21 protein-coding genes and 1 pseudogene are annotated in these 24699 nt (G+C 59.3%); 9 read left to right on the top strand and 13 right to left on the bottom strand.

The window, feature by feature from the left end:
• Positions 1-170 precede the first annotated feature (170 nt).
• On the bottom strand, positions 171-1892 hold the full coding sequence (gene aceK / locus AC1RO5_RS30095; RefSeq protein ID WP_493179350.1) for a bifunctional isocitrate dehydrogenase kinase/phosphatase: 1722 nt from the start codon (positions 1890-1892) through the stop codon (positions 171-173).
• Positions 1893-2070: 178 nt separating this feature from the next.
• On the opposite strand from aceK, the gene AC1RO5_RS30100 reads away from it, so the two are divergent.
• Complete coding sequence (locus tag AC1RO5_RS30100; protein ID WP_493179351.1) at positions 2071-2979, top strand: DMT family transporter; 909 nt, start codon at positions 2071-2073, stop codon at positions 2977-2979.
• A gap of 164 nt (positions 2980-3143) precedes the next feature.
• Positions 3144-4718, top strand: a complete 1575-nt coding sequence (locus AC1RO5_RS30105) for a sensor domain-containing diguanylate cyclase (protein WP_493179352.1) — start codon at positions 3144-3146, stop codon at positions 4716-4718.
• Between the two features lie 39 nt (positions 4719-4757).
• On the opposite strand, the gene AC1RO5_RS30110 is transcribed toward AC1RO5_RS30105, so the two are convergent.
• From AC1RO5_RS30110 to cysK, 3 genes are all read right to left on the bottom strand, one after another.
• Complete coding sequence (locus tag AC1RO5_RS30110; RefSeq protein WP_493179354.1) at positions 4758-5621, bottom strand: DMT family transporter; 864 nt, start codon at positions 5619-5621, stop codon at positions 4758-4760.
• Between the two features lie 443 nt (positions 5622-6064).
• A complete protein-coding gene (locus tag AC1RO5_RS30115) occupies positions 6065-7003 on the bottom strand; it encodes an aspartyl/asparaginyl beta-hydroxylase domain-containing protein (protein ID WP_493179355.1) in 939 nt (312 codons plus the stop codon).
• A gap of 211 nt (positions 7004-7214) precedes the next feature.
• A complete protein-coding gene (gene cysK / locus AC1RO5_RS30120; protein ID WP_007934098.1) occupies positions 7215-8189 on the bottom strand; it encodes a cysteine synthase A in 975 nt (324 codons plus the stop codon).
• 126 nt (positions 8190-8315) lie between these two features.
• Between cysK and AC1RO5_RS30125 the strand changes: the two genes are divergently transcribed.
• A complete protein-coding gene (locus AC1RO5_RS30125; RefSeq protein WP_493179356.1) occupies positions 8316-9392 on the top strand; it encodes a DUF748 domain-containing protein in 1077 nt (358 codons plus the stop codon).
• Here the strand turns inward: AC1RO5_RS30125 and AC1RO5_RS30130 are convergent.
• Positions 9389-9892: a DUF2442 domain-containing protein gene (locus AC1RO5_RS30130; protein WP_493179357.1), complete on the bottom strand. Its 504-nt coding sequence runs from the start codon at positions 9890-9892 to the stop codon at positions 9389-9391. The two genes, AC1RO5_RS30125 and AC1RO5_RS30130, sit on opposite strands and share 4 nt — an antisense overlap.
• A pseudogene (locus AC1RO5_RS30135) lies at positions 9880-10110 on the bottom strand (DUF4160 domain-containing protein). Before AC1RO5_RS30135 ends, AC1RO5_RS30130 begins: the two are co-directional and overlap by 13 nt.
• A gap of 203 nt (positions 10111-10313) precedes the next feature.
• On the opposite strand from AC1RO5_RS30135, the gene AC1RO5_RS30140 reads away from it, so the two are divergent.
• Positions 10314-11159, top strand: a complete 846-nt coding sequence (locus tag AC1RO5_RS30140; protein WP_019580803.1) for an AAA family ATPase — start codon at positions 10314-10316, stop codon at positions 11157-11159.
• A 33-nt stretch (positions 11160-11192) separates the two neighbouring features.
• Positions 11193-12371 (top strand): vWA domain-containing protein, encoded by a 1179-nt coding sequence (locus AC1RO5_RS30145; protein ID WP_493179358.1) that lies wholly within the window; start codon positions 11193-11195, stop codon positions 12369-12371.
• Positions 12372-12483: 112 nt separating this feature from the next.
• Here AC1RO5_RS30145 and AC1RO5_RS30150 read toward each other — a convergent pair whose 3' ends face one another.
• The 4 genes from AC1RO5_RS30150 to AC1RO5_RS30165 all read right to left on the bottom strand — a co-directional run bounded on the left by AC1RO5_RS30150 (position 12484) and on the right by AC1RO5_RS30165 (position 16225).
• Positions 12484-13410 carry a 5-oxoprolinase subunit C family protein gene (locus AC1RO5_RS30150; RefSeq protein ID WP_493179360.1) on the bottom strand — a complete coding sequence of 309 codons (927 nt, stop codon included), beginning with the start codon at positions 13408-13410 and terminating at the stop codon, positions 12484-12486.
• Positions 13407-14111 (bottom strand): 5-oxoprolinase subunit PxpB, encoded by a 705-nt coding sequence (gene pxpB, locus AC1RO5_RS30155; RefSeq protein WP_028939352.1) that lies wholly within the window; start codon positions 14109-14111, stop codon positions 13407-13409. Before pxpB ends, AC1RO5_RS30150 begins: the two co-directional genes overlap by 4 nt.
• Entirely contained in the window at positions 14108-14860 is a 753-nt protein-coding gene (locus AC1RO5_RS30160; protein WP_493179361.1) for a 5-oxoprolinase subunit PxpA, read from the bottom strand. The genes pxpB and AC1RO5_RS30160 overlap by 4 nt, the downstream gene beginning before the upstream one ends.
• Before the next feature lie 78 nt (positions 14861-14938).
• On the bottom strand, positions 14939-16225 hold the full coding sequence (locus AC1RO5_RS30165) for an MFS transporter (RefSeq protein WP_493179363.1): 1287 nt from the start codon (positions 16223-16225) through the stop codon (positions 14939-14941).
• Between the two features lie 160 nt (positions 16226-16385).
• Between AC1RO5_RS30165 and AC1RO5_RS30170 the strand changes: the two genes are divergently transcribed.
• From AC1RO5_RS30170 to AC1RO5_RS30185, 4 genes are all read left to right on the top strand, one after another.
• Positions 16386-17315 carry a LysR family transcriptional regulator gene (locus AC1RO5_RS30170; RefSeq protein WP_493179365.1) on the top strand — a complete coding sequence of 310 codons (930 nt, stop codon included), beginning with the start codon at positions 16386-16388 and terminating at the stop codon, positions 17313-17315.
• A 111-nt stretch (positions 17316-17426) separates the two neighbouring features.
• The gene (locus tag AC1RO5_RS30175) at positions 17427-19349 is read left to right on the top strand and encodes an IucA/IucC family protein (RefSeq protein WP_493179366.1); all 1923 of its coding nucleotides are present in this window, start codon (positions 17427-17429) and stop codon (positions 19347-19349) included.
• The gene (locus AC1RO5_RS30180; protein WP_493179368.1) at positions 19339-20550 is read left to right on the top strand and encodes an MFS transporter; all 1212 of its coding nucleotides are present in this window, start codon (positions 19339-19341) and stop codon (positions 20548-20550) included. Before AC1RO5_RS30175 ends, AC1RO5_RS30180 begins: the two co-directional genes overlap by 11 nt.
• Positions 20551-20563: 13 nt before the next feature.
• On the top strand, positions 20564-22675 hold the full coding sequence (locus AC1RO5_RS30185) for a TonB-dependent receptor (protein ID WP_493179370.1): 2112 nt from the start codon (positions 20564-20566) through the stop codon (positions 22673-22675).
• A 79-nt stretch (positions 22676-22754) separates the two neighbouring features.
• On the opposite strand, the gene AC1RO5_RS30190 is transcribed toward AC1RO5_RS30185, so the two are convergent.
• The 3 genes from AC1RO5_RS30190 to AC1RO5_RS30200 are packed head-to-tail and all read right to left on the bottom strand — an operon-like array spanning position 22755 to position 24618.
• Positions 22755-23297: a DUF2937 family protein gene (locus AC1RO5_RS30190; protein WP_007934122.1), complete on the bottom strand. Its 543-nt coding sequence runs from the start codon at positions 23295-23297 to the stop codon at positions 22755-22757.
• Positions 23298-23311: 14 nt separating this feature from the next.
• On the bottom strand, positions 23312-24088 hold the full coding sequence (locus tag AC1RO5_RS30195; RefSeq protein WP_493179372.1) for a class II glutamine amidotransferase: 777 nt from the start codon (positions 24086-24088) through the stop codon (positions 23312-23314).
• A 32-nt stretch (positions 24089-24120) separates the two neighbouring features.
• On the bottom strand, positions 24121-24618 hold the full coding sequence (locus tag AC1RO5_RS30200; RefSeq protein WP_493179374.1) for an MFS transporter: 498 nt from the start codon (positions 24616-24618) through the stop codon (positions 24121-24123).
• Positions 24619-24699 lie beyond the last annotated feature (81 nt).

Here is a 24699-nt window from a genome sequence, read left to right on the forward strand (position 1 = left end):
AGCTGAAGGCTGCCCAAGGCAGCCTTCAGCTCTGAAAAGGTTTTACCGGACACTAGTGACGCTCTGCGTGGGAATGCAGCAAGGGACGCTCTGCGTCCCAAGAGCGGACGCGGAGCGTCCGGGGAGGCATTCCCACGCGGAGCGTGGGAACGATCAGTGTCAGGTGTGGGCTATTCGTTATCCAGGCCCTTGCGCCGATACGGAAACACATCAATCACCTTCCCCGCCCGAATCGCTTCCTGCAGCCCCTTCCAGTAATCGGCGTTGTACAGCTCGCCGTGCAACTGATCGAACAGTTTTCGCTGCCCGGAATCGGCAAATAGAAACGGTGGAAACTCCTCGGGGAACACATCCAGTGGTCCGATCGAGTACCACGGTTCGGAGGCCATTTCGTCTTCCGGCGTGCGCGGTTGCGGGATGTGGCGGAAGTTGGCTTCGGTCAGGAAGCAAATCTCGTCGTAGTCATAAAACACCACGCGACCGTGACGGGTGACGCCAAAATTTTTCAGCAGCATATCGCCGGGGAAAATATTCGCCGCCGCCAGTTGCTTGATCGCCAGGCCATAATCTTCCAGCGCCTCGCGCACCTGCGCTTCGTTGGCGTGTTCCAGATAGAGGTTCAACGGCGTCATCCGGCGCTCGGTCCAGCAGTGACGGATCAGCACCGTATCGCCTTCCACCGACACCGTGGACGGCGCCACTTCAAGCAATTCTTCCAGGCATGCCGGCTCGAACTTGCTCAACGGGAAACGGAAATCGGCGAACTCCTGGGTGTCGGCCATGCGCCCGACCCGGTCGACGCTTTTCACCAGGCGATACTTTTCGATCACCGTGGCGCGGTCGACGTTTTTCGACGGTGAGAAGCGGTCCTTGATGATTTTGAATACGGTGTTGAAGCCCGGCAGCGTAAACACGCTCATGACCATCCCGCGCACACCGGGGGCCATGATGAACTGATCGTCGGTGTTGGCCAGGTGATTGATCAGAGCCCGGTAGAACTCGGACTTGCCATGCTTGTAGAAGCCTATCGAGGTGTACAGCTCGGCGATGTGTTTGCCCGGCAGGATACGCTTGAGAAAGCCGATGAATTCCGCCGGCACCGGCACATCGACCATGAAGTACGAACGGGTGAAGGAAAAGATGATCGACACCTCCGCCTCATCTGTGATCAACGCGTCGATCTGGATGCCCCGGCCTTCGCGGTGCAACAGCGGAATCACCAGCGGCCATTGATCATCCTGGGTATAAATGCGTCCCACCAGATAGGCGCCCTTGTTGCGGTAAAGCACCGAGGAGAACAGCTCGACACTCAGTTCCGGGTCCTTGCAGACCCAGTCCGGCAGGTTCTCGCGCAATTGCGCTTCGAGGCGGCGCAGGTCGCCGGGCAAATCGGCGTAGTCCTCGCTGAAGCGGAAGTCGGTAAAGATGCTCGCGAGCATGCCGGACAACTGGCCATGGGGCTTGTAAGTGCGGGTTTGCGCCGCCCGGGCGCGGCGCAGGCTCGGCCGAGTGGTGTGAATGAACATGCAGCCGTCGCTGATCAGGTCGTGGCTGAACAGCCCGCAGAAAATCGAGTTGTACCAGGTCTCGGACAGTTCATCGTCGAAGCGCAGGTCGATCAGGCTGATGTAAGCGCTTTTGACCAGCGGCCAGGAGCTGGCATCTATCAGCACCTCGGTCGCGAACGATTCACGCAAGTGCCCGACCGTTTCGCCGACTTTCTCTTCGTAGAGGTTGATCCGCGCCGCCGACGCGACTTGTGTCGCCTGCCACTGGGCTTGCTCGAAGCGGCCTCGGGCGCCGTCGGTGATCTGACGGAAATGCTCGCGGTAATCGTCAAAGCCATCGAGGATCATTCGGGCGATGTCGGCGGCTGGCCATTGCTGCGGCATGATGGAACCTCTGCGGATATTCCGGAAGGCTGAGCTTAGCCAGTGAACCGGGTGCAGGAAAAGCCTAATTTTCGAGCCAGACCCGCGCTGTCGCAACCGGCGAATTCAATGCTCGTTTTTCGGTTGCCATCGATCAGGCACTCGGCAACACTCTCGTCCCCATCAAGAGGAGTGCACCGTGAGCCCTGTCGATATTTTTCGTTTGCTGTCGTTGGCGGCTATCTGGGGTGCGAGCTTCTTGTTCATGCGCATTATCGCCCCAGTGATTGGCACAATCCCCACTGCCTTTTTCCGTGTGTCGATTGCCGCTGTCGGGCTGTTGGTGATCGTCGGACTGATGCGTATCAGTTGGGATTTCAAAGGCAAACTCAAAACCGTGATGCTGCTCGGGCTGATCAACTCCGGGATTCCAGCGACCCTTTATTCCGTGGCCGCTCAAGTGCTGCCTGCCGGTTACTCAGCGATTTTCAACGCTACCACACCACTGATGGGCGTGTTGATCGGCGGGTTGTTCTTCAGTGAAAAACTCACCGGGGCGAAGGTCTGCGGGGTGTTTCTCGGGCTGTTCGGCGTCGGCATCCTCACCCGCGCAGGTCCGGTGGCGTTCGACATGGAACTGCTGATGGGCGCACTGGCGTGCCTGATGGCCACCACCTGCTATGGCTTTGCCGGGTTCCTCGCCCGGCGCTGGCTCGATCAGGCCGGCGGCCTCGACAGTCGCCTGTCGGCCCTGGGCAGCATGCTCGGCGCCACCTTGTTTTTGCTGCCGCTGTTCGGCTACAGCGTGATCAGCCAGCCACCGGCGAGCTGGGGTGGCTGGAGTGTCTGGCTGTCGTTGCTGGGATTGGGCTTGGGCTGCACCGCGTTTGCCTACATCGTTTACTTCCGTTTGCTCAGCTCGATCGGCCCGGTGAAGTCGATGACCGTGACCTTCATGATTCCACCGTTCGGGGTGTTGTGGGGCGCGCTGTTGCTGGATGAGCCGCTGTCGATGGCGCACCTCTATGGCGGAGTGTTGATTGCAGCGGCGTTGTGGCTGGTGTTGAAGCCGGCGGTGGTGAAGCCGGTTGAAGTGGCTGCGCGGTAGGAGGTACGGCAAGCCAAAATAAAATCGCTGGTCGTCATGTTTACCGGGGGCGGCATCTAGCTATCAGTGAGGCGCTGTGTAGATAATCCGCCGACAGCGCTGGCACCACTGAACCTTTCGGGGCAGGCACGCACACTGCGTTTCAGATCACTCCCGAGGTGTAGATGAATTCCTGGATAACCCCGTCCATCAGTCGCCTCAAAGGCAAGCGGTTTTTGATCGGACTGTCAGTGTGTCTGACCTTGAGCCTCAGCACCGTCCTCCTGCTGCTCTGGTTGCCCGATCCGACTTCGATCCACCGTTATGCAGAACTGGCACTGATCGTCGAAACCCTGTTGCTCGGCGCGCTCTGCGTTTCCACGCGGATTCGTCAGAAACAATCAGTGACCCAATTCGAGGAACTGATCGCACAGAAAAACCAGATCAGCTTCTTGAACGCGCGCATCACCAACCTGATCAATGCCGCGACCCAAGTGGCCGTCATCACCACCGATCCGCAAGGGCGAATACAGGTGTTCAGCGAGGGCGCCCAGGTATTGTTCGGTTTCAGCCGTGAAGAAATGCTGGGGCGCAATAACGTCGAGAAGCTCCATGTGCAGGAAGAGATCGATGCGCGTCGTCTTGCTCACCCGAAGCTCCAGTCACTGACCGACAAACAACTGATCGGCCAGCTCTGCATCGATGACAACGGATCGAGTAAAGCCACGGAATGGAGTTATCGGCGCAAGGACGGCAGCCGGTTCACTGGTGAACTACGCCACGCCCGGTTCACCGACGCCAATAGCGGCCAGGTCGAACACATCAGCGTGATCATCGATATCAGTGAACGCATCGAGCTACTCAACAGGATCAAAGAAAGCAAAGCCCTGTTGACACTACTGACCCAACGCATTCCAAACGTGCTCTACCAGTACCACCTACTGGGGCCTGGCGACGGTTTCTTTTCGTTTTGCAGCCGCAACGTCGAAAACGTTTTCGAGCTCAAGGCCGAAGCGGTGGTTGGTGTCAATTTCGCCGGTAATCCACTGTTCCAGCGACTGCATCCCGAGGACCTGCCAATGATCCGGGCAGTAACCGCAAAGTCGATGGAAACCGCCGAAGGCTGGATGTGCGATTTTCGCGTAATACTGCCGGTCAAGGGCGTGCGTTGGCTGCGCGGGGAATCCTACGCCGAGCGCCAGCCGGACCAGAGCTGCGTGTGGTATGGCTCGTTCAGTGACATCACCGAGCTTAAGGACCGCGAGGAAAAACTGCGTACCCAGGCCATTACCGACGAGTTGACCGGTATCTACAACCGTCGTCATTTCATGAGTGCTCTGGAACACTTGGTAGACACCGGCAAACGTTACGCCGCCGGTTTTTCATTGATCATGTTCGACCTCGATCACTTCAAGTCCATCAATGACCGGTTCGGCCATGATGTGGGTGACGCGGTGTTGAAGGAAATCTGCGCACTGATCCGCCAACGCTTGCGCGCCAGCGACGTCTTTTGCCGGATCGGTGGAGAAGAACTGGCGATCCTTTGCCCGTTCACCTCACAAGAGAATGCCGAACAGTTGGCCAACGTGTTGTGCCAGTCCCTCGCTGGCCATGAAATAGCAGTCGCCGGGCGCGTCACCGCCAGTTTCGGTGTGGCCACCTGGAACACGGACATCGCCGCCGACGAGCTGCTACGCCGGGCCGACCAGGCCAGTTATAGCGCCAAACAGGCTGGGCGCAATCAGGTGGTCAGCGCGTGAAGCCGCCGGTATGACCGACGGCTCGCATTCATCACAGGATCAAGTCTGTTTACGGAACACAAACACCAGACCGACGATGATCAGCCCCATGCCCAGCAAGCTCAACGCCGCCAGCCGGTTGCCGAATATCAGGTAATCCATCACCGCCGTCACCGCTGGCACCAGGTAAAAAAGGCTGGTGACATTCACCAGATTTCCCCGGGCGATCAGCCGATACAGCAGCAGCGTCGCCAGCACCGAGACCACCAACCCCATCCACAACACCGGCACAATGAACCCTGTGCTGTGTTCGACGTGAAACGGCTGGAACGGCACAAACACCCCGCACAACAACAGCCCGGCCAGGTACTGCACCGGCAATGTGCCGAGAGGATTGTCGGTGATGCGTTTCTGCATGATCGAACCGAACGTCATGCTCGCCAGCGCCAACAGACCGCAGAGCATCCCGGCCAACGACATGCCGGCCAACCCGATGCCCTGATAGACCACCATGATCAACCCGGCCAAGCCCAGCGCCAGGCCGAACATTCGGCTCCAGGAACGCTGACGCTCCATCAGCACCACGGTGAGAATCGGTTGAACGCCCATGATGGTTGCCATCACGCCTGGCGTGACATTCAGGTCGAGGGCCAGCAGGTAGAAAATCTGATAAGCCCCCAGCAACACCAAGCCCGTGGCCATCGCATACAACATCGGCTTGCCGCCCTTGGGCAGTTTCAGCTTGAGCAACGGCACCAGCAGCACCAACCCGCACAAGGCGATGGCGAAGCGAACCAGCAGAAAGGCAAAGGGTGACGCGTGGGCCAGCCCCCATTTGGAGAAAATCGCCCCGCTGCTCCACAGCAGAACGAACAGGCACGTAGACGCCGCCGCAAGCGCGGACTTTTTCGAAAGGACAAACATGAATACCACCTGTAGTCAGGCAAAAAGCCAACTCAGCCGAAGCTGAAATTCAGTCGTTTTTTCAGACGGGCACAGGGGGAACAGCGGAAAAAGCTGATCAGCCCGAGAAGCCAACGCCTGGCGGTGATACGACGACGCACACCGGCGTGCTACTGACAGGTGGAGGGTAATGACTGATCTGCGCAGGCTGCTGACTCCCGCACGGCACGACGCCAGCGTTGACCGCTGAATCGACTACCGCGTTGATAGGGGAAGCTGGCATGGGCTGATCTTTTTTGATGGGTGGAACGGTGGCTCAGGAAACCACCGAGCGCCGACTATAACCAGCGCGTGACATGGATTGCAATGACTTGGACAAAGGGTGTAGCAGCTGTCGAGCCCCAGCCTCGCTGGGGCTCGACAGCTGCTACAAATTGCACTACGGCCTAACTGATCGGCATTACTCAACCAATCAACCAATACCCCAACAACGTCAACACCACCACCGCCAGCACCGGTCGCAGCACGCGATAGGCCTTAGGGTTGCGGCGCTTCCACTGCTTGACCACACCGCTGAATTTGTCGCTGAAGCTCTTGCTCCAGGCATAGGCCTGGTTGATCCCGCCAACGCGCTCATCGTCAAGGTTCTGCGGCGCTGTAGCACGCCCCAGCCAGCCGCTGATCCAGCGGTTGATGCGGGTCATCAGGCGGTTGCTCAAGGGGCGTTCGATGTCGCAGAACAGGATGACCCGGGTTTGCTCGGTTTCGTTCTTGACCCAGTGCACGTAGGTTTCATCGAACATCACGTCTTCGCCATCACGCCAGGCGTAGACCTGACCGTCGACGAAGATGCGGCAATCATCGGAGTTCGGCGTCGACAACCCCAGGTGATAGCGCAGGGAGCCGGCGAACGGGTCACGATGCGGGTTGAGGTGACTGCCACCGGGCAGCAGCGCAAACATGGCACCTTTGACATTCGGGATGCCGCTGACCAAGGCCACGGTTTTCGGGCACAAGGCTTCGGCCGACGGCAACGGTTTGTCGTACCACTTGAGGTAAAAACGCTTCCAGCCCTTTTTGAAGAACGAACCGAAACCGGCGTCGTTGTTCTTTTCGGCGGCGCGAATGTAACCCTCGTCGAACAGGTGCATGGCTTCGTCGCGGATAACTTCCCAGTTGTCCCTGAGCACGTCGAGCTCCGGAAACTTGCTGCGGTCCAGATAGGGCTTGGACGGCACACCGGAGAACAGGTACATCAAGGCGTTATAGGGCGCGAACAGGGCCGAGTGATTGACGAACTGACGCAAGACCGGCAAACGCGCCTTGCCACGCAAATGCACATAGAGCGTGCTGCCGAGGAACAGCAGCAACACCGACGCCTTCGCGACAAAGGAAAAGCTCATCTACGACTCCTTGAGAATAGGAAACTCCGCACAACGTCATTTACCCGACGTGGCAGTCGGCCATGATAAACACTACCGGCCTCGGGAAAAACCCGCATAACTCAACATTCAGTGTTAAGGATTGTGCAATAAAGCACTTCTTAACATAAGGTTCCTGAACGGGGGCTGACCTGAATCAACCCCCGTTCGACTACAAAGCAGTCATAAAACGTTATTGCTGATTTTCCTGCTCGGTAAACAAATCGCTGAACAGCATGCTCGACAGGTAGCGTTCGCCGGAGTCGGGCAGGATCACCACGATGGTCTTGCCCTGCATTTCCGGGGTTTCGGCCAGGCGTACAGCCACCGCCATGGCGGCACCGCAAGAGATACCACTCAAAATCCCTTCTTCCTGCATCAGCCGCAGGGCCATCGCCTTGGATTCGTCGTCGCTGACCAATTCCACCCGATCGACCATCGACAGGTCCAGGTTCTTCGGCACAAAACCAGCGCCGATGCCCTGGATCTTGTGGGGGCTCGGTTTGATCTCTTCCCCGGCGATCGCCTGGGTGATAACCGGCGACACCACCGGCTCCACCGCCACCGAGAGAATCGGTTTGCCCTGGGTATTCTTGATATACCGCGAAACCCCGGTAATGGTTCCACCCGTCCCGACACCCGCTACCAGCACGTCGACTGCACCGTCCGTGTCGTTCCAGATTTCCGGCCCGGTGGTTTTTTCGTGAATGGCCGGGTTGGCCGGGTTTTCGAACTGCCCCGGCATGAAGTAGGTGGATGGGTCACTGGCGAGGATTTCGGCGGCCTTCTCGATCGCGCCTTTCATGCCTTTGGCCGGCTCCGTCAATACCAGTTCGGCGCCAAGGGCCTTGAGCACCTTGCGTCGTTCGATGCTCATGGACGCGGGCATGGTCAACATCAACCGATAACCACGGGCGGCGGCAACGAATGCCAGGCCGATACCGGTATTGCCCGAGGTCGGTTCGATGATAGTCATGCCGGGCTTGAGTTTACCGCTGCTTTCAGCGTCCCAGATCATGTTCGCGCCGATTCGGCACTTGACCGAATAACCAGGGTTGCGCCCTTCGATCTTGGCCAGAATGGTGACACCGCGCGGGGCGATACGGTTGATCTGCACCAGCGGCGTATTGCCGATGGAGTGGGCGTTGTCAGCATAGATACGGCTCATGGCTGGGTCCTTATACAGCGTTGAATTAGCCCACCAAGGTATGCCTGTTACTCGTGGTCGTCCAGTCAGTCGAACGTCCGGCTGCCACAGCAGTCAACCGCTTTACATCGCCAGAGATTTGCCGCCATGAAGCGTCGATACAGTTGGCCCCTGTTGACCCTCGCCGGCCTCCTCATGCTGCTGGTTGCCGCGCACATCGCCCTACCCTACATCGTGCGTGACTACCTGAACGAGCGATTGGCCACCATGGGCGACTATCGCGGGCAGATTACTGACGTGGACCTGGCCCTGTGGCGCGGCGCCTATAAAATCAATGGCCTGAAAATCGTCAAGGTCGAAGGCAAGGTCCCGGTGCCTTTCGTCAACGCGCCATTGATCGACCTCTCCGTCAGTTGGCATTCGCTCTGGTACGACCATGCCGTGGTGGGCGAGGCCGAGTTCGACAAACCCGAAGTGAACTTCGTCGATGGTGGCGCCAACAAGAAAAACTCCCAGACCGGTGAAGGCACCGATTGGCGAGCACAATTGGAGAAATTGCTGCCGATCACCCTGAACGAAGTGCGGATCAACGATGGCCGGATCACCTTTCGTAACTTCAATTCAAAACCGCCTGTCAATATGAATGCCACCCAGGTCAATGCCACCATTTACAACCTGACCAACGTGGTCGACAAAAAAGGCAAACGCGACGCACGTTTCGACGGCAAGGCCCTGTTGCTCGGGGATGCGCCGCTGGAAACCACGGCAACTTTTGATCCATTGAGCGACTTCCAGAACTTCCAATTCCGCCTGCGCGTCAAGGACCTCGAACTCAAACGCATGAACGACTTCGCCGCGGCCTACGGCAAGTTCGACTTCAATGCCGGCCATGGTGACCTGGTCATCGAAGCCGAGACCAAAAAGGGTCAACTCACCGGCTACATCAAACCGCTGTTGCACGACGTCGATGTATTCAATTGGCAACAGGACGTGGAAAACAAAGACAAAGGGATTTTCCGTTCCATCTGGGAAGCGCTCGTCGGCGGCACCGAGAACGTGCTGAAGAACCAGCAGAAAAACCAGTTCGCCACTCGCGTCGAGCTCAGGGGCAACGTGCATCAGCGAGATATCAGCGCGTTCGAGGCTTTTTTGCAGATTTTACATAATGGTTTCATTCAAGCATTCAATGCCCAGTACGAACGATCCAAGCCGGATTCCGGCTAAGATTTTCGTGTAACGGTGTAACGACCGGTTTCTTCCGCCGCCCGCGCCGGATTCGATTGCTGCTGCAAAAAGTCCCAGCCCAGACAGGCCAGCGCCAACGACCGCGGCACGGCTTCACGACCACTGCTATAACGGCTGATGCTACGAGCACTCACGCCCAGCGCCTCGGCCGCCTGATTCAGCGGCAACCCGGTGCGAGCACGCCAATCGATGAAAATACGGGTGTTTTCATCCGTTGCATTTTGCGCGAGCGCATCCAGGTACAGCGTGTCCGCGCCAATCTGGATATCCAGCTCGGGCCACTCCACGCTCCAGCCATCGTCACCCAAGGCTGCTTCTTCAAAAACACGCCCCACCAGCAATGGTTGCAGTCCCGGGTATGAACGCAGGTCGCGACTTAAATCGAGGTTTAACTGCTGCCCATCGATAAACGTCAGCGCCAGACGGTAATCCGGCAACACCAGCACGGCCGACAACCGTGGTCGTTTCATGGGTAACATCGTTTCCAATCCTCCAGCAATTGCACCTGATGAGTTCTGACCCACTCCAGCGCTTCCTTGATAATCAGCGGCGGCGCCTTGCCCCTCATCACTTAGACAGTTTCGAGGCTAAGCATCACGTCCAACCCGCCACCGGTCAGGTGGACATGGGGCGGCGGATGATCCTTCTCGCGCAACTGAATCCGGTACGTATCGCGAAATCGGTATTTAGTAGACATGCCTCGCAAGCTATCGCCAAAATGGCGATAGCTCAATACTGGCCAGCAGCCGAGACTGAGTCAAGATGTGACGCTCCATTCAGAGACTGAATAAGTCGTCTGCGTTCACAGTCGACCGGCCTGCGCGTTATAGTCGAGCCTGACAATTTATTGCGCCCCGCCCTGCCTCGTTCAGGTCGGCGTTACCGTTCGAGGATTAGCAGATGAAGTTCGAAGGCACCCAGGCCTACGTCGCCACCGATGACCTGAAGCTGGCGGTCAACGCCGCCATCACCCTGGAGCGGCCACTGCTGGTCAAGGGCGAGCCAGGCACCGGCAAGACCATGCTCGCCGAGCAACTGGCCGAGTCCTTCGGCGCCAAGTTGATCACTTGGCACATCAAGTCCACCACCAAGGCGCATCAGGGCCTGTACGAGTACGACGCGGTCAGCCGCCTGCGGGACTCGCAACTGGGCGTGGACAAGGTTCACGACGTTCGCAACTACCTGAAAAAGGGCAAGCTCTGGGAGGCTTTCGAGTCCGAAGAGCGGGTGATTCTGCTGATCGATGAAATCGACAAGGCCGACATCGAGTTCCCCAACGACTTGCTGCAAGAACTCGACAAGATGGAGTTCTACGTTTACGAGATCGACGAGACCATCAAGGCCAAGAAGCGTCCGATCATCATCATTACCTCCAACAACGAAAAAGAGCTGCCGGACGCCTTCCTGCGCCGCTGCTTCTTCCATTACATCGCGTTCCCCGATCGCGTGACGCTGCAGAAGATCGTCGACGTGCACTACCCGGACATCAAGAAAGACCTGGTCAGCGAAGCGCTGGATGTGTTCTTCGACGTGCGCAAAGTGCCGGGCTTGAAGAAGAAGCCCTCGACCTCCGAACTGGTGGACTGGCTGAAGCTGCTGATGGCCGACAACATCGGCGAAGCGGTGCTGCGCGAACGCGATCCGACCAAGGCCATTCCGCCGCTGGCAGGTGCCCTGGTGAAGAACGAACAGGACGTGCAATTGCTTGAGCGTCTGGCGTTCATGAGCCGTCGCGGCACTCGCTGATCCCTCTTTTTAACAAGATAGAGGGCGATAGCCATGCTGCTTAACCTGTTCAATGAAATGCGCGCAGCCAAGGTGCCGGTCTCGGTGCGTGAGCTGCTGGACCTGATCAACGCGCTGAAACAGCGCGTGACCTTCGCCGACATGGACGAGTTTTATTACTTGTCGCGGGCGATTCTGGTGAAGGACGAACGGCATTTCGACAAGTTCGACCGCGCGTTCGGTGCCTACTTCAAGGGTCTGGAAAAGCTCGACGATCACCTTCAGGCGTTGATCCCTGAAGACTGGCTGCGCAAGGAATTCGAACGATCCCTGACCGACGAAGAGCGAGCCGCGATCCAGTCCCTCGGCGGCCTGGACAAGCTGATCGAAGAGTTCAAGAAACGTCTGGAAGAACAGAAGGAACGCCATGCCGGCGGCAACAAATGGATCGGCACCGGCGGCACCAGCCCGTTCGGTTCCGGTGGCTTCAACCCGGAAGGCATTCGGGTCGGCGATGCCGGCAAGCGTCAGGGCAAGGCGGCCAAGGTCTGGGATCAGCGCGAGTACAAGAACCTCGACGATTCGGTGGAACTGGGCACGCGCAACATCAAGGTCGCCCTGCGTCGCTTGCGTAAATTCGCTCGTCAGGGCGCGGCCGAAGAACTGGACATCGACGGTACCATCGACCACACCGCACGCGATGCCGGGTTGCTGAACATCCAGATGCGGCCGGAGCGGCGCAACACCGTCAAGCTATTGCTGCTGTTCGACATCGGCGGCTCGATGGACGCCCACGTGAAGATCTGTGAAGAGCTGTTCTCGGCCTGCAAGACCGAGTTCAAGCATCTGGAGTACTTCTACTTCCACAACTTCATTTATGAATCCGTGTGGAAGAACAACATGCGCCGCACTTCCGAGCGCACCGCCACCCAGGACTTGCTGCACAAGTACGGCGCCGACTACAAAGTGATCTTCATCGGCGACGCCGCCATGGCGCCCTATGAAATCACCCAGGCCGGCGGCAGCGTCGAGCACTGGAACGAAGAAGCCGGTTACGTGTGGATGCAGCGCTTCAAGGAAAAGTACAAGAAGCTCATCTGGATCAACCCGTACCCGAAAGACACCTGGGGCTACACCTCGTCGACCAACATCGTGCGGGATTTGATTGACGATCAGATGTATCCGCTGACGTTGCGGGGGTTGGAGGAAGGGATGCGGTTTCTTTCCAAATAAAGATTGTTGTTGTCTGTGATGCCGCCTTCGCGGGCAAGCCTCGCTCCTACAGGTTTCGGTGTTCGTGCGTCATGCATTGACCCTGTAGGAGCGAGGCTTGCCCGCGAAGCTTTTAACGGTTAACAAACCGGCGCAAATACTCGACTTGTTCGCGATGCGCGACGTCCTGCACCACCGGTTTCAACCGCACCTTCGCCCCCGGCAAACACTGCGCCAATCGCGCCAATGCCAACGGTGTCAATGCTCCCAACCGTGGATACCCACCAATGGTCTGCCGGTCATTGAGCAGCACAATCGGCTGCCCATCCGGCGGCACCTGCACTGCGCCCAGCGGGATGCCTTCGGAGATCATTGGCTTGCCCTGATACTGCAACGCCGTTCCCAACAGACGAATGCCCATGCGATCGGCGCGGCTGTCGAGGGTCCAGACGCTGTTGAACGCGTCAAACAGACTCTGCCCGCTGAATTCACCTATTTGCGCACCAAGCACCAGATCCAGCGGCGCATCGAGGTTGAAATCCGGAACGTGCTCGCGAGGTAGCTGCCGTACCAGCAGCGGTGCTTCAGCGGAGTACTTCAACGAAGCACCTTTGGCCAACGCCCGGCCCATGCCGTCGAGGCCACCGAGTTCTTCACGAACGACGGTTGCAGTGCTGCCCAATACCTTGGGCGCATCAAACCCGCCCGGTGCCGACAGGTACGCGCGAGTGCCGAGCAGCGGTTGCGTGAATTGCAATCGCTGACCTTTGCCAAGTTTGAAACTGCGCCACGGCGCCAGGGCCTGACCGTCAATCTGCGCCCCAAGATCGGCGCCAGCCAATGCCAGCAAGCAATCGTCCTCGGCCACCACGCTGAACCCGCCCAGGGTGATTTCGATCACCGGCGCATCCAGCCCATTGCCCAGCAACCAGTTGGCCCACGACATCGATCGCCAATCCAGCCCGCCGCCCTGGGTCACGCCCAGATGCCGCACGCCAAATCGCCCGGCGTCCTGCAACAGGCACAGCGGTGTACTTGCTTCAATCGTCAGTCGGCTCATGCCAGGGTCTCCAACGGCGTGTCGTCACCGCCCAGGTTGATGAACTCGGCATGGCTGACCGCCTCGAAGCGCACCGTGTCGCCCGGTTGCATCAAGCTGTAGCCGTCGCGCTCGCGGTCGAACAGTTTGGCCGGGGTGCGGCCGATCAGGTTCCAGCCGCCGGGGGACACTACCGGATAAGCCGCCGTCTGACGCTCGGCAATGCCGACACTGCCGGCGGCGACTTTTTTGCGCGGAGTACTCAGACGCGGTGCGGCCAACACTTCCTCCACCAACCCCATGAACGCGAACCCCGGCGCGAAGCCCAGTGCGAACACCTGATACTCGTGTTCGCTATGGCGGCGGATCACCTCTTGCACCGTTAATCCGCTGCGTTGAGATAACAAGCCAAGTTCCGGGCCGACACTCGGGTCGTACCACACAGGCAGCACATGGCATTTACCCTTGGCCCGAGCGTTGGGCGTCAGATCGATCAGGGCTTGCGCGATCAACTCCCGGGCCTGGGCCGGGTTCAATGCCATCAGATCGTAATGCACCATCAGCGTCGTGTAGGACGGCACCAGATCGATCAAATGGCTGGCGAATGCTTCTCGCAAACGCTCACTGGCAGCCAGCATCCACGGCATGTTGGCCTCGGCAATTTCATCGAACAGGCGCACCATCAGGCAATCGAGCGCCACCACTTCCACCCGTGGCTTCATGATGCGCTCTGCTGATTCAAGGCCTCACGAATGCGCCGCACGGCGGCCACCGAACTGGCGTTGTCACCGTGTACGCACAAGGTATTGGCCTGCAAGTGCAAAGCGCTGCCATCGCTGGCCGTGAGGTTGTCACCACGGGCAATGATCAGCGCCTGCTCAATGATTTTCTCGGGATCGTGATGCACCGCCCCCGGCAGTTGCCGCGAGACCAGCCTGCCGGCGCTGTCGTAAGCGCGATCGGCGAAGGCTTCAAACCACAAGGTCACGCCGTATTCGTCGCCCAACTGCTGGGCAGCGCTGTTGTCGCGAGTGGCCATCAGCATCAGCGGCAGTGTCCGGTCATAGGCCGCCACGGCCTGGATCACCGCGCGCAATTGCGCCGGGTTGGCCATCATGTCGTTGTACATCGCGCCGTGGGGTTTGACGTAACTCACCCGCCCGCCCTGGGCCCGGCAAATGCCGTCAAGGGCACCAATCTGGTAGTGCAACAGGTCTTGCAGCTCCTGGGCGGTATAGGCCATGGAGCGGCGGCCGAAACCGACCAGATCCTGATAGGCCGGGTGCGCGCCGATCTGCACGCCGTTGCTCAGGGCCAGGCTGACGGTCTTGCGCATGATGCTCGGGTCGCCGGCATGGAAGCCGCAGGCGATGTTGGCGCAGTCGATGAAGGGCATGACCTCGGCGTCCAGACCCATGGTCCAGTTGCCGAAACTCTCGCCGATGTCGCAGTTCAATAGCAGGCGGTTCACGGTGAACACTCCTGTAGGCTTTTGTCTTTTTAGCTGAAGGGCATTTGCCCCTCAGATTATCAGTTACCGGACATTCGGTTATTCGGCATCGAGTTGTTTACCACGGGTTTCCGGCAAGCTGAGCGCCGCCAGGATCACCACCCCGTAGGACACCGCCGCGAAAGCCCCGATTCCCACGCTCAATGGCACCTTCTGACTGAGTAAGCCGATCAGCAGCGGAAACAACGCCGCCAACGCCCGACCGATGTTGTAGCAAAAACCCTGGCCCGAGCCGCGAATGCGCGTCGGAAACAACTCGGTCAGAAACGAACCCATGCCACTGAAAATCCCCGAAGCGAAGAAGCCCAAGGGGAAGCCCAGCCAGAGCATCACGCCGTTGCTGACCGGCAATTGGGTGTACAGCAGAACAATGGTGAACGAGCCGACCGCGAACAGAATGAAGTTCTTTTTACGACCGAGGATGTCAGTCAGATACGCGCTGATCACATAACCGACGTAGGACCCGATAATCACCATCGCCAGATAACCGCCCGTGCCGAGTACGCTCAAGCCCCGCTCGTTTTTCAGAAACGTCGGCAGCCAGGAAGTGATCGCGTAGTAACCGCCGAGCGCGCCCGTGGTCAGCACGGAAGCACGAATCGTGGTGAAGAGGATGCCGGGGGCGAAAATCTCGTAGAACTTAGCCGGGTTGCTTGGCTCTTGCCTGGCTTTGGCTTCGCGGTAAATCTCCGGATCCTTGACCAGGCGACGGACGAAGATCACGAAAATCGCCGGCACGATGCCGAGGATAAACAGCGCACGCCAGGCGTCTTCCGGCGGCAACACCGAGAACAGCAGCGCATACAGAATCGCTGTCAGCCCCCAACCCAATGCCCAACCCGATTGCACCATGCCGACGGCTTTGCCACGGTCCTTGGCGCGGATCACCTCACCGATCAGCACCGCGCCGGCCGTCCACTCACCGCCAAAACCAAAGCCCATCAAGGTGCGCGCAATCAGCAGTTGCTCGTAGTTCTGCGCGAAGCCGCAGAGGAAAGTGAAGAACGCAAACCACAGCACCGTCAGTTGCAGAGTGCGCACCCGACCGATGCGGTCGGAGAGAATCCCCGCCACCCAACCACCGATGGCCGAGGCGATCAGGGTGCTGGTGTGGATCAGCCCGGCCTGGCCGGTGGTGATGCCCCACATGGCAATCAGGGTCGGTACCACGAAGCTGAGCATCTGGGTGTCCATGCCGTCCAGGCCATAGCCGATCTTGCAGCTCCAGAACGTGCGACGCTCCTGCTTGTTGATGTTGCGGTACCAGTCAAAAGGTCCCGGGCGAGCCGTGGTTTTGGGGATATCGAGGGTGTCGGGCGCACTCATGGCAAAATCTCCGTGCATATTTTATTGGTATTGTTCTGAGCCCCGACGACGCCTATCGTGGGAACCGGATGGCCTGATTTTTGGGCGGTTGGTCCTGCTGCGTCCAACTAATAAAAACCCGCCCTAGACATAAGAAAAACTTTATCCACGAGCTGACCCCATGAACCTGAAGTTTCTCGAGACGTTTGTCTGGGTCGCCCGACTCAAGAGTTTTCGCCTGACGGCAGACAAGCTCTTCACCACCCAGGCGTCGATTTCCAGCCGCATCGCCGTGCTCGAAAGCGAGCTCGGGGTGAAGCTGTTTCTGCGCGACTCTCGTGGTGTGAGCCTGACTCCCGAAGGCTTGAAAGTGCTCGAATATGCCGAGCAGATGATGGACACGATGCAGGCGCTCAAGCTGTCGATCGAGACACGTTCGAGCAAGGCCGGACGGGTGCGGATCGGTGTCATGGACACGGTGATCCACACCTGGCTCAGCCCCTTGGTGGCGCAGATGATGGATCACTATCCGCTGGTGGAAATCGAGCTGGTGGCCGATACCGCGCTCAACCTCTGCGATCAGCTGCAAAAAGGCTTTCTCGATCTGATCCTGCAAACCGACCTGTTGCGCCAGGAAAGCGTGCGCAGCCTGGAGCTGGCCAGTCATCCGATGGGCTGGATCGTGGCCAGCAATTCCATCTACAACCGTGAGTATTCAGGTGTCGCCGACCTGGCGCGGGAGCGGATCATTACCTATTCGAAAAACTCCCGTCCGCACCAGGACATCGTGAGCCTGATGCAAGCCAACGGGGTCATGGCGCCACGATTGAACTGCGTGAACTCAGTGTCGGCGATTACCCGTTTACTGCGGGACGGCTTCGGTATAGGCGCCCTGCCACCGGTGCTGGTGGCTGAGGAACTGGCGCGAGGAGAGTTGACCTTGTTGGCCATCGATCAACGGCCGCCGAATTTGCAGGTGGTGGTGTCGTGGCGGGTTGGCGTGGAGTGGGTCGAAGAAATCGTGACGTTGTGTCAGCAAGTCGTGGAGTGCTATGCGCAGAAAATGGGTGAGCACTACATCGTCTTGAGCCAACCACAGGCCAGAATCTGAAAGACATTTCCCATAATGTAAATATGAACCACTATCATTTGCATTATTTATTCAAAACGGTATTCTCAGCGCGCTTTCAGCTAATCAATTGTCCAGAAGGAGTCGGACCTGATGCGCGGCTACACGCAAAAACAGCAGCAATTGCTCGCTCACTGGAGCGAAGCTCTCGGCACTCAGGCCTTCCAGTCCCACCGCATCACTCTCGATCATTTGAGCAATGCACTGGAGCCCGCCGCCCAGCGCTGTTTCCAGCGCCTGATCCAGGCGCTGTTTCGTGAAGATCTGATCGACCCCGACACCTGCGAATACGACGACACCAGCCGTTGCTGGCTGCCACTTGGCGATGGCGCGCATCTTTGCTTCGAGCACTTGTCCAGCGGCAGAATGAACAGCTGGGACGTACGCGGCAGCATCGTTCTGCACACCCCCGACAAACTGCCGCACAAAATCCAGTTGCCCAGCGAACTGCTCGCTCACCTCAGCACTCAGCTCAATCCGCCAGCCTCCCCGCAGGTACTGGAACGTCTGGCCCGGGAGCTGGATGACAGTTTCAGCAACGACACTCTGTGCCTGGCATTTCACCAAGGATGGACCGAGCGCCTGAGAGAGCAGATCGACACCGGGTACGACGACAATCTGCTCGCCTGGCTCAAAGCCGGCCCCGGCCACCAGAACCCGACGTCGCTGCTCGAACAGTGGGGCACTCTCGGCCATCCCTGGCACCCGAACTACAAGACCAAACTGGGCTTGAGCGCCGCTCAGGTCATCTCTTTCTCGCCAGAGTTCGAAGCGAGTTTTCCGATTGTCCTGTGCGCCCTGCACCGCCAGTACGCACACGTCGAAGCGCTGGCTGGCACCACTGATTACTGGGATTGGTGGCAAGGTCACTTCCCACAGGCCGCCGATCAACTGCAATGCCATTTGCAGCAGTTGGGTCTGGACGCAACGGACTACCTCCCGCTTCCGTCGCATCCATGGCAAGCCAACGAAGAGCTGCCACATTCGTTCGCCAACGAGATCGCCGACAACCTGCTGATCGTCACTGACATCGTTGCTTTTACCGGCCACCCGACCATGTCCTTCCGCACGGTCCTGCCGCAGGCCAGTCGTACGGCACCGATGGTCAAACTGCCAGTGGCTTTGCGCCTGACCAGCGTGCAGCGCACCGTGTCGCCGCGCTCGGCCCGAATGGGTCCGCGCATCAGCCAACTGATATTGAATATCCTCGATCAGGAACCACAGATTCAGCGTCTGCTGAACATCGTTCCAGAGCGCATCGGCGTGCATTACGCACCACTACCGGCCGATGACGAGCGCTCCCGGCATGCTGGCGTGCTGTATCGCGACAACCCGCTGACCCTGCTGCAAGAAGGCGAGTTGGCGGTGCCGGTCGGCAGCCTGTTCGCCGTCAACGAGTTCGAACAACCGTTGCTGCGTGATTGGGTCAGACTGGCTCAAGGCCGGGACGACAGCGAGGCCATGCTGACGTTCTTCGATGATTACCTGTCGATTGCCGTACCGAGTCTGTTGGGCATCTATCTGATGTACGGCGTGGCGTTCGAAGCGCATCAGCAAAACAGCTTCATGGTGATGGGCGCTGACGGGCAGTTGAATCGGCTGCTGTTGCGTGATTTCGGCGACGTGCGTATCGATCGCAAAACCCTGCACGCCAAGGGCCTGGATATCCAGTTGCACGATCCGAAAATGACCCTGTATGACGACGCAGGCTTTGTCCGCGACAAACTCCTGCACACCACCTTCATGTGCCACCTCGGTGAGCTGACCTTGCTTTGTGCCCGCCACTGGAATGTGCCGGAAAATATCCTTTGGGAGCGATTGGCAGCGCGCGTTGCACAGTGCTTCGAGAGCTTGCGCGAGCGCGTTGAACCGGCACGCTGGGAAAGCGAGCGCCAGGCCTTGCTGGAACAGGATTGGCCCGCCAAATCGTTCATGCGCATGCGCTTGCTCGACAGTCATGCCGACATCGTTGGACGCCTGAGTAACCCGCTGCGATCCAACACCCATGCTCGCTGACGGTCGCGCCCTGCGACTGCTGATCGTCATCCAGTTTGTCTCCATGGGCGCAATGGAAATGAGCGGCCCGTTCTGGCCCTTGCAGATCCAGCATCTGCTCGGGCCCGAAGGCGCCGGCTACACCGCGCTGTTATCGGCGATGGTCTATGCCGGCCCGATGCTGGCGGCCATGCTGCTGACCCCCATGTGGGGCCGGTTGGGGGATCGCACCGGACACAAACCGATGATTGTTCGGGCGTTGCTGGCCCTCGCGCTGTGCCAAGGGTTGGCGGCCATCACCCTCGACCCGTGGCTGCTGGTGGGTATTCGCGTGATGCAAGGCGCATTGGCCGGTTTTCTCGCTGCCGCGCAAGCCTATGCCCTGGCCTGTTGCGACAGCGCCAGACGGGGTCACACCCTGGCTCGCCTGCAATCGGCAACTGCCGTCGGCTCGTTGATCGGCCCGGTGCTGGGTGGCTGGCTGATGGACGTCTCGGGGTTTGCCTTGCTGTGTTATGGCGCGACGGCGATTTGCCTATTGTGCGCACTGGGAAGTTTTTTCCTGCCGGCCGACAAGGCGCGAACCGCGAAGAAAAAACCTGTTGAGCCGGTTGCCCTGCCCAAGGGCTGGCTCAGTGGAATCCTGTTGGTGATCGTGTTGATTCAGGCAGCGAAGATGATGCCGCAGTCGTTCTACGCCCTGTACGTCGCGAACATTCTGCATGCCCCAAGCTGGCTGATCGGTGCCACCTACGCGGCGAGCGCCGCGACCCTAGCCATTTCCGCACCGCTGTGGGGACGCCTGTTCGACCGCTGGCAGTCGACCTACACCTTGCGCGTCATCGAAGGCGTGGCCTGGTTATGTGCCCTGACGCTGGCGGCCACGGCATTGGCCAACGAATGGCTGGGGTTTCTCGTCAGCCGACTCGTCTGGGGCATCTGGCAAGGCGCCCTGCTGCCCGTCGCCTATGCCCTGATCGCCAACACCATTTCCACTACCCAGCAGGGCTTCGCGCTCGGCCTCGGCAACAGCGCGGCAAAGGCTGGTGCCCTGCTCGGTGTCGTCCTTGGCGGGATCGGCATGGGCCTGGTCGGCCTGGCCCACAGTTTCTGGCTGGTGGCGCTGACCTACGCCATAGCCGCCATCGGAATCCGCTGGGTGCGGTCGCTCAACACCACGCCTGACCGCTCGACCTTATCGCCCCACACTTATCACAACTAAAAAAGACCACGTCATGACCCGAACCAAACTATCCCTGCTGATCCCGCTACTCGGTACCTTCAGCGCTCAGGCCTGGGCCGAGGAAACCGAGCAGCAGCCCGGCACCTTGAACATGCAAGCCACCGTCGTCTCCGCTACTCGCAGCGAAGCGAGCATTGCTTCGATTCCGGGCTCGGTCCAGGTGATCGACGAGCAGCAAGTCCGTGAGCAGAGCGGCGCGGGTCGCCGGGTCTCCGACATCCTCGGGCAATTGGTCCCGGGTATTGCGCCATCCAGCGGCGGGATGAGCAACTTCGGTCAGACCTTGCGCGGGCGCAACATGCTGGTGTTGATCGACGGCGTATCGCAGAACGCCACGCGCGACAACTTCCGCCAGCTCAACAGCATTGCCCCGGCCAGCATCGAACGCATCGAAGTGATCTCCGGCGCCAGCAGCATTTACGGCGCCGGTGCTTCAGGCGGCATCATCAACATCATCACCAAGCGCAATCAGGGCCAGGACATTGCCTTCAGCAGCAAACTGGGCCTGACCAGCGGCAACAACCTCAACAGAAAAGGCTTCGCCTACGAAGCTTTCCAGAGTGCCACCGGGCGCAAGGATGCGTTGGACTGGTATGTGTCTGCCGACCTGACCCAGCGCAACGATCAGTACGATGGCAACGGTAACCGCATCCCTCAAGACACCTCCCAGGGCAGCAACATGGATACCGAAACCTATGACCTGCAAGGTCGTTTCGGTTATGAACTGGATGCCGACAAAAAACTCAGCCTGTCGCTGCAGGACTACAAGGACCAGCAGGACACTGGCTACACCAAAGATCCGAAAAACCTGCAGCAAGCCGTGGCGGTCAAAGGGCTGAAACTCGACGACCAACCCTATACCCATAACCAGGCGGTCAACCTCAACTATACCGACAAGGACTTCTACGGTCAGGGCCTGCAACTGGAAAGCTACTGGCGCCGCGCCGATGCACTGTTCTTTCCGGACCTGTCGCGGGGCAAGGCCGGGATCTCCGACAACAACAGTGTGCAGGACGTCTACGGCCTGCGCGCGGCCATCGACACGCCGCTACCGTCGATCGGGAGCGCCACGGGTAATCTGGTCTGGGGGGCTGACTATGATAATGAGCGCTCCCGTCAACGAGGTGATCAATACACGCTAAAGGGATTGACCTATTCCAAGACCGGCACCACCTACGAGCTGGGCCCGGACATCGAAACCACCACCAAATCGCTGTTCGGGCAGATGTCCTGGGACATCGGTGACTGGACCTTGCGTGGCGGTGTGCGCCGCGAATGGATCGAAAGCGACGTCTCCGACAGCATCGCTTATGGTCAGATCGTCCAGACCGGCATACGCGCAACGCTGCCCGGTGACACTCTCAAATACGATGCCACGCTGTACAACCTGGGGGCGGTCTACCACCTGAGTGAAAACCAGGACGTCTTCGCCAATTACAGTCAGGGGTTTTCGCTGCCGGATATTCAGCGCTTCATGCGTGATGTCAGCAGCACCTTCGACATTCAGAGCCTCAACGCCCAAGCCATCAAGGTCGACAGTTACGAGTTGGGCTGGCGTGGTAACTGGGACCAGTGGCAGGCCGACGTCACCGTGTACGAAAACACCTCGGACGTGACCCAGTTCTACGATGCCAATGATCGCGTATTGCGCCTGATCAACCAGAAAGAGCGAGTTCGCGGCATCGAAAACAGCCTGACCTACCGCGCGACCGATCACTGGTCGGTGGGTGGCACTTATGCCTGGGCCAAAGGCGAGACCGAGCAGAACGGCAAATGGATCGATCTGCCGGCCACGCGCATCTCACCCGCCAAGACCACACTGTTCGTCGGCTACACCGAAGACGACTACACCCTGCGCCTGCAAGGCATGCGTTTGGCCAATTACGATGCCGCCGCCAAGGACAACAATGGACGCGACATCGAAGGCTATACGCTGGTGGACCTGCTCGGCTCCGTGCAACTGCCGGTCGGTCGTCTTGAGGGCGGCGTGTACAACCTGACCAACCGCACCTACCAGAACCTGTTTACCCAAGCCAACGCCAGAGCGCCGTACGCCAATGCTGAAGGCCGCACGCTCAGCATGAGCTACTCGGTCGATTGGTAAAAACAGGAGCCGGTTTGCCAGCGATGCGATCTGCCAGACCTAACGTGTCGCGGCAATCGCCGGCGAGCCGGCTCCAGTGTTACAACCCGCGCAAATCCCGCTCTTCGATCGGCCGGCTCTGGCGCAGGCGCTTGCCGCCCAGCACCACCCAGTCGATCAGTCGGAACAGGCATTCAATGCCGAACGACAGCAGCAACGCGCCGCTCATGCCCCAGATCATCGCTTCCGGTGTCAGCAGGATCTGGTAGCTGTAGCCGTTCCAGGTTTCCTTGCGAATGTCCGGGTCGGCCGCCAGCACCACTTGCAGGAAGCGGATGTACCACGGGCCCTGCATGGCCTGAAATTGCTTGTCCAAGGCCAGTTGACGGGTGAGCAAGGCGCTCAGGCTGTCGGCATCGCTGCGAAAGATCGGGTCTTCGCTGGCACGGTAATGGGCCACGAGCGCTTGCATGTCGCCCTTGAAAAACTGATTGGCAGTGCCCTGAAAACCACTCAAACCGGTCTGCGCCTCGATCAGATGCGCCTCGACACGCTTGGCGTAGTCACTGATGAAACCAGGCACCTGGACACCGATCAACAGGCCTGCCGCGAACAACACCAGCCGTAGATAACTGAGCAACATGGGGGGAGAGATCCTTATTCGGTCTTGCCCTGGCTGACGCATTCACCGCGTCGCCAGAGGCTCCATTGGCCCGGTTCGTAGCGGGTCCAGGTTTCGTTTTCGGTCAAGGGTTCGGTGGCGATCACCGTGACCACGTCGTTGGGCGTGGTTTCGGCCTGGAAGTCGACGATCACATCGACGTCCTTCAGGCGTGCCGGGCCGAACGGGGCACGGCGAGTGATTTGCGCCAGTTTGGTCGAGCAGTAGCAGAACAGCCAGTCGCCGTCGCTGAGCAAACAGTTGAACACGCCTTTGCTGCGGTACTCGGCGCAAGCAGCCACCAGGTCCGGCAGCAGTTCTTCAATCGCTACCGGCTCGGGGAACGCAGTACGCACCCGGTTGAGCAAATCGCAGAACGCCGCTTCGCTGTCGGTATCGCCGACAGGGCGGTAGAAACTGGCGGTCGGGTTGAAGTCGGCCAACTGGCCGTTGTGGGCGAAACACCAGTTGCGTCCCCACAACTCGCGCACGAACGGGTGAGTGTTGGACAGGCAGACCTTGCCGACATTGGCCTGGCGGATGTGTCCGATCACCACTTCACTTTTGATCGGATAGCGCTGTACCAGGTTCGCCACTTCCGACTCGCTGCTCGCCGCCGGGTCCTGAAACAGGCGCAGGCCACGGCCTTCATAGAAAGCGATGCCCCAACCGTCACGGTGTGGCCCGGTACGGCCGCCGCGCTGCATCAGCCCGGTGAAGCTGAACACGATATCGGTCGGGACATTGGCGCTCATGCCCAATAACTCACACATGCTCGGACTCTCGATTCAATGCAGGGGCACAGTTACAGACGCGGCTCGACCCGCAGTCGCTGCGGGTTGCTCGGCACCGGTGGCCGGCCGTAACGATCATCGCCGGCACCGCCGAACGGTTGATCGCCTTCAGGTTCGTCGGCCAGCGCCGCAGCCTTGGCAGCCTCCGCCCGCTCCTTGCGAGCCTTGGATGCGCGCTCGATGGGGAAACGTATCGCCACGAGAACCAGGTAAAGGCCGAAGGCAATCATGCTGTACATGAACAGGTCGGAAATCGCCCGCCAGGCGTTGTTGCCGACCTTGAACAGCAGATCGAGTGCAGTAATGGCAATGGCCGGGGCGACCTTTTCCTTCACCGGGTCGATGATGGTCGGGCTGAACAGCAACACCGCCATCAGCAGCCGCAGCGGCTCACGCAGCCAGCGCCACATCCAGCGGGTCATGCGCATCCACACCAACAGGCAGCCAAAAGCGGCAAAGGCGTAGAGGCCCCAAGCGATCAGATAGTCGTTCTCGGTCATGGTGTCCATGGCAAGGCAGGCAAGTCGGGTGGAGACAGACCATTACTGGCCTGCCTCCCCCTAAGAACCGTACGTGCGCCTTTCAGCGCA

The organism is Pseudomonas sp. GW822-FHT02G04 (genome assembly GCF_058802085.1).